The organism is Candidatus Kryptobacter tengchongensis (assembly GCF_001458555.1).
In the GTDB taxonomy this organism is placed as follows: Bacteria; Bacteroidota; Ignavibacteria; order Kryptoniales; family Kryptoniaceae; genus Kryptonium; species Kryptonium tengchongense.
Window position 1 is genome coordinate 1 of the sequence record NZ_CZVH01000008.1, and the last position, 5270, is coordinate 5270.

6 protein-coding genes and 2 pseudogenes are annotated in these 5270 nt (G+C 36.9%); 2 read left to right on the top strand and 6 right to left on the bottom strand.

The genetic code is table 11. From position 1 onward, the window contains the following. Positions 1-366 (top strand): annotated as a pseudogene (locus AT685_RS00240) (hypothetical protein); the annotation flags it as partial. Further along, complete coding sequence (locus AT685_RS00245; protein ID WP_072151075.1) at positions 363-1685, top strand: inositol-3-phosphate synthase; 1323 nt, start codon at positions 363-365, stop codon at positions 1683-1685. The pseudogene AT685_RS00240 and the gene AT685_RS00245, both read left to right, overlap by 4 nt. A gap of 69 nt (positions 1686-1754) precedes the next feature. Here the strand turns inward: AT685_RS00245 and AT685_RS08645 are convergent, their stop codons facing one another. From AT685_RS08645 to AT685_RS00270, 6 genes and pseudogenes are all read right to left on the bottom strand, one after another. Next, positions 1755-1886, bottom strand: a complete 132-nt coding sequence (locus AT685_RS08645) for a hypothetical protein (protein ID WP_267885877.1) — start codon at positions 1884-1886, stop codon at positions 1755-1757. 109 nt (positions 1887-1995) lie between these two features. Beyond that, the gene (locus AT685_RS00250) at positions 1996-2286 is read right to left on the bottom strand and encodes a hypothetical protein (protein WP_072149897.1); all 291 of its coding nucleotides are present in this window, start codon (positions 2284-2286) and stop codon (positions 1996-1998) included. Between the two features lie 15 nt (positions 2287-2301). Then, a complete protein-coding gene (locus AT685_RS00255) occupies positions 2302-3135 on the bottom strand; it encodes a sodium:solute symporter family transporter (protein ID WP_081040496.1) in 834 nt (277 codons plus the stop codon). 150 nt (positions 3136-3285) lie between these two features. Continuing rightward, on the bottom strand, positions 3286-4578 hold the full coding sequence (locus AT685_RS00260) for an HU family DNA-binding protein (RefSeq protein ID WP_072151076.1): 1293 nt from the start codon (positions 4576-4578) through the stop codon (positions 3286-3288). Positions 4579-4586: 8 nt separating this feature from the next. Then, positions 4587-4865: an HU family DNA-binding protein gene (locus AT685_RS00265; protein ID WP_072149894.1), complete on the bottom strand. Its 279-nt coding sequence runs from the start codon at positions 4863-4865 to the stop codon at positions 4587-4589. 19 nt (positions 4866-4884) lie between these two features. After that, positions 4885-5270, bottom strand: a pseudogene (locus AT685_RS00270) (TonB-dependent receptor); the annotation flags it as partial.

Here is a 5270-nt window from a genome sequence, read left to right on the forward strand (position 1 = left end):
ATTGGTGGTTCAATGATGGTAAGCTATATAAGAGCAAGAGCTGAAGGGCTCGGATTTGAGTGCAACATCGGGTTTATGAGAAGAGCAGAAAGGATTGTTTTGTTAGGTTTTAGTTCGGTTTTCTATTTTTTGCATGATCATTTTGTAAGTTTTTTTGATTATGTTTTTGAAAAGATTAATTTTGATCTCCCCGCATATCCGCCTATGCCACTTTCAATCGCAATTTACATAATGGCTGTTCTTACAAATATAACGGCGTTTCAAAGACTCCATTACGTTTGGAAAAAATCAAAAGAAATAGAAAAACTCGCAACTCAACCTGAAAATGAATTTGCAACACAAAATAATAAAGAGGTGAAAAAATGATAAGGACAAAATCTGGAGCACAAATAAAAGAACCCATTGGGAAAGTTGGCGTGCTTTTACCTGGGCTCGGAGCTGTTGCGACAACTTTTATAGCTGGAACCCTACTTGTCCGCAAGGGTTTAGCATTACCAATTGGCTCGCTCACACAAATGGGAACAATTAGACTTGGGAAAAGGACTGAAAGAAGATTCCCAAAAATTAAAGATTTTGTCCCACTTGCGGATTTAAATGATCTTGTCTTCGGTGGATGGGATATTTTTGAGGACAATGCTTATGAATCAGCTCTAAAGGCAGGGGTATTGAGAAAAGAACATCTTGATCTTGTCAAAGATGAACTTGAACAAATAAAACCTATGAAAGCAGTATTTGATAAAAAATATGTTAAGAAACTTGACGGTCCCAATGTGAAAAAAGCGAAAGACAAATTTGAACTTGCTCAGATGTTAAGAGAGGATATAAAAAATTTCAAAGAGAAAAATAACTGTGATCGCCTTGTCATGATCTGGTGTGGAAGCACGGAGATTTACATGGAGCCAACCGAAGTTCATCAAACACTCTCTAAATTTGAAGAAGCGATGAAAAGAAATGATGATGCAATCTCGCCAAGCATGATCTACGCCTATGCGGCGATCGCAGAAGGTGTCCCATATGCAAACGGTGCACCAAATCTATCAGTTGATATTCCTGCTTTAATTGAGTTTGCAAAAGAGATGAATGTTCCAATCGCTGGAAAAGATTTTAAAACAGGTCAAACCCTTGTTAAAACAGTGATAGCACCAATGCTAAAGGCAAGAATGCTTGGGCTTACGGGGTGGTTTTCCGTCAATATCCTTGGCAACAGAGACGGCGAAGTCCTTGACGATCCGGACTCATTTAAAACGAAAGAAGTAAGTAAGCTTGGCGTTCTTGAGTATATCTTACAGCCAGAGCTTTACCCCGATTTATATGGAAATTACTATCATAAGGTGAGAATTAACTTTTATCCACCGCGTGGGGATGAAAAAGAAGCTTGGGATAACATTGATATATTTGGATGGCTTGGCTATCCGATGCAAATTAAAATAAATTTCCTCTGTCGGGATTCAATACTTGCAGCTCCAATTGTGCTTGATCTTGCCCTTTTCCTTGACCTTGCCCAAAGAAGCGGAATGCATGGAATTCAAGAATGGCTATCTTTTTACTTCAAAAGCCCAATGCATGCCCCAACAATTTACCCAGAGCATGATTTATTCATACAGTTAATGAAACTCAAAAACCGACTCCGTCACCTGATGGGAGAGGAATTAATCACACACCTTGGACTTGAATATTACGATTAAAAATTTGGAGTTGACTCATCCTCACCCACTCTCTAAGAATTTAGAGAGTGGGATTTATTCTCCACATCCTTAGCTTGTGTGTTTATCATTTGCGCCTAATTCTTTTGAAAATTTTTTATAAAGCATATAAGTTATCACAAAGGAAACCGTGAAGATGCCAAATGGTATAATCAACCCCCATATAATCGTATCACTGTTCATTTTTTGATACCCTTTCTTTTCTTATACGAAATATACGCAAGTATCAAACCAAGAAATGAAACGAAATATGCGATTGTCATCCCTAAAACTACACTTAAACTTTTTTCCATCACTCCCTCCAACTCACTATCTTTTCAAGATTTTCTATATATTCTCGTTGCTTCTTCTCATATTCGTTTGAAATAGCCTTCAGCTTTGGATCTATTATCCAGTGCATAATGCCAGTCAAAATTATCCCAATCAAAAGAAACACAAAGCCCCATATAAAAAGAAATAAACTTAAAGCAACTCCGATCATCAAGAAAGCATATGCAAATGGCGAGATAACAATAGCAATTATATCCTCACGAGTCCATTTATCCGCTTCTTCAGGAGTCCAATTCCTTCTTATGAAGCTCATAACCCAACACTATTTTTATTTTATCAATCCCCTTTTCCTTGCTTCATTTTCAACAGGTTTCCACCATCCAATCGGTCTTGTCATAACATAATACTTGACAAGATGTTCCATATCTTCAGGTTTTGTCAGAAGAGTCACGGGAATATAAACAAGGGCAGTTAAAACCATTAAAATCCAAAATTGCAAATAATCAGGCAATTCGGGGATAATTCCAAATGCGGGTAGAATCCACACAACAAGCCATGAAAATCCAAGGTTTGCAATCCAAGCTGAAAGATAACCCCAAGAATTAAATCTCCACCATACAACTTGCAGGATGTTTGGGAGCCACATCCCGGCACCCATTATCCACAGTGCAAAAATCAGCCATTTCGTTATTTCCTCCATCATTGAGCCATAAATAAACGAGCCAATTAGAAGAATAAATGTTGAAATTCTCCCAACCCACACAAGCTCTTTTTGGCTTGCGTTTGGATTTACATAATGATGATAAATATCACGGGTTAGGTAAACTGAACCAAGATTTAAATGCGTTGAAATAGTTGATATATGAATTGCCACAATACCTGCGAACAAAAATCCAGCCATGCCAGCTGGGAGATGTTCAAAAGCAATTCTAAACCATGCCATCTCATACTCTTTTGTGTCGGTCATATATGGATACATCACAAAAAAAGCAATTATAGCAACAGCCCAAAGGGCATTTCTTGTCAATGTCAACGCAGTGCCCCACCAGATACTATACGAGGCATCACGAACCGTTTTTGATGATTGAATTCTTTGAGCTTCAACATACCAATCAATACTTGTTCCCATTCCAAACCCACCTAAAACAGCAATAATTATCATAGTTACAAACCACGCAATTGGGAAATCGCCTCAGATCTTTTACCAAGATTATAGAACAAAACCCCCGCCCCGGTCATCAAAATAAGGTAAAGAACAAGCCAAAAGTAATCCAGAAAGACAAACTTTACCATATATCTTCTGAATTTACTTTTACTTGGTTATACTTCTTACAGCCTTACTTACCCAAATCTTTTCAACCCTTGCATCTTTTTTCAATTTCCTTGCCATTTCATTCGCCTGTTCAATTGAATCAAAAAATCCGACCCGAACACGATACCAATTTCCACCCTTCCATTCAACAAACGCCCTCTCAACAAACGCATTATAACCCTTTTTCTTCAAATTACTTGCAAGAGCATCATCTAACTTTTTATCTTGAAATGAAGCAACCTGAATCACATAACTTTTCCCTACCTTTGGAATCGGCTTTGAAATACTCGGCTTCTCGGGCTTTGGAGTTGTAATAACCGGCTGTGGCTTTCTTTCCTCACCTACAGGTGGAGTTTCCACCCTTGGCTTGACCTCTGGCGTCGTCACAATAACTTCTTCTGGCTGTTTAAATTCAACTTTGCCTGTCTTTTTACCTTCACCCCAAAGATGAATATAACCATACTGATTCAGGAGAAATATAACCCCGCCAACAAAGATTAAAAACACCACAAAAAGAAAAAACCAAAAACCTGTTCGCTTGTTGTTTTCTTCCTCATATTCAAACGCCATAGATGGCACCTCCTCTTTTTGTGTATCATCAAAAAATTTTTTGGATGTTTTTTTCTCCGGCTGCTGTCGTGGTTCTTCGGTTAAATCAAATTCTGGCATTTTTACCTCCTTATTATTAGTTTTTATTTTATCTTCATACATCTCCTCGCCATTTTTAATCATCCTAACATTTTGAAAAACATCAAAAACTGGAACATCAATATCTATATCCTCAAACCTTTCAACCGCTTTAGATTCATCAGGCAAATAAAGGTAATCTTCCCCATCTTTAAGTTTAGAAATTTTAAACTCCTCAACAACTGGTTCTTCTTCCACCGCATTAAATTCAATTTTTACATCTTCCTGTTTTTTCCCCGACTCAAAAAATGTGAGATTGAACTCATCCAAATCTTTCTCTTCAACAATTGCTGATTGAACCTTGACGACAACTGGTTTCAGATTCTTATACTTTATGTTGACCTTCTCAAGGAAAATTTTTGCTGGTGAAAAGCTAACAACAATTTTTGATGGGATGACTTTTTCAAATCCTGTCTTTGGGTCAAAAACTCTTCTTGTCTTTCGCGCTTTTTCTTTGAACTCGCCAAAACCGGAAATTCTAACGCTTTGTCCCGATTTCAGAACTTTTACAAATCTTTGAATAAATTTATCATAAAACAACTTCGCTTCATCATAGGAAATCCCCGCACGCTTTGACAGAGAATTTAAAAATTCATTTTTATCCATGAAAAAACCTACCTATTGTTAATTGCGCTAATTATTGATTTACTTGGCTTGAAATAAGGATACTCTTTGGGTGGCAAAATCAATTCCTCGCCAGTTTTTGGATTGCGCCCCTTTCTGCTTGCCCTATGTTTTACAGTGAAAACCCCGAATCTGAATAAATTTAACTTTTTCTCCTTTATCAAAATTTCAGATACGAGATTAAAAAACGCATCAAGAACTCTTTCCGTCTTTGCCACGCTCCACTTCATATCTTTCGCAAGCAACTTTGTAAATTCATCTTTGGTCATCTTAAAACCTCCAACTTATTTAAAACCTATATTCTACTCCACCAATGACCACAATATCTGGTTCAAGATAACTATGCCATAGATAAAACCTCTGTGCAAATAAATTATCAAAATTCACAAAAACTTTAAAATTCCTGAAAACTTCATACTCACCTCTCAAATTAGCAAGAGCAAAACCTTTCAATTCGTCTCCCTCAAAGTTATAGACTCTACTACTAATTAAATTAATTTCCAGATTAATTGCAAGTCCAAACCCAAATTTATGCCCATACCCAAGATTTGCAGAAAAATTAGGATAATATGGGACTGGCTTTTTACTTCTTGCGTTATATGAAGAATTTAAAATGACCCCGAAAATAAATTCACTCCGACGATAATTTAAATATCCCGAACCTTTCAACTCAA

Excerpts from the sequence above, each read along its gene's own strand:
- AT685_RS00265 (WP_072149894.1), bottom strand. The coding sequence starts at position 4,865 with ATGACCAAAGATGAATTTACAAAGTTGCTTGCGAAAGATATGAAGTGG.
- AT685_RS08645 (WP_267885877.1), bottom strand. The coding sequence starts at position 1,886 with ATGAACAGTGATACGATTATATGGGGGTTGATTATACCATTTGGCATC.
- AT685_RS00245 (WP_072151075.1), top strand. The coding sequence starts at position 363 with ATGATAAGGACAAAATCTGGAGCACAAATAAAAGAACCCATTGGGAAA.
- AT685_RS00260 (WP_072151076.1), bottom strand. The coding sequence starts at position 4,578 with ATGGATAAAAATGAATTTTTAAATTCTCTGTCAAAGCGTGCGGGGATT.
- AT685_RS00255 (WP_081040496.1), bottom strand. The coding sequence starts at position 3,135 with ATGATAATTATTGCTGTTTTAGGTGGGTTTGGAATGGGAACAAGTATT.
- AT685_RS00250 (WP_072149897.1), bottom strand. The coding sequence starts at position 2,286 with ATGAGCTTCATAAGAAGGAATTGGACTCCTGAAGAAGCGGATAAATGG.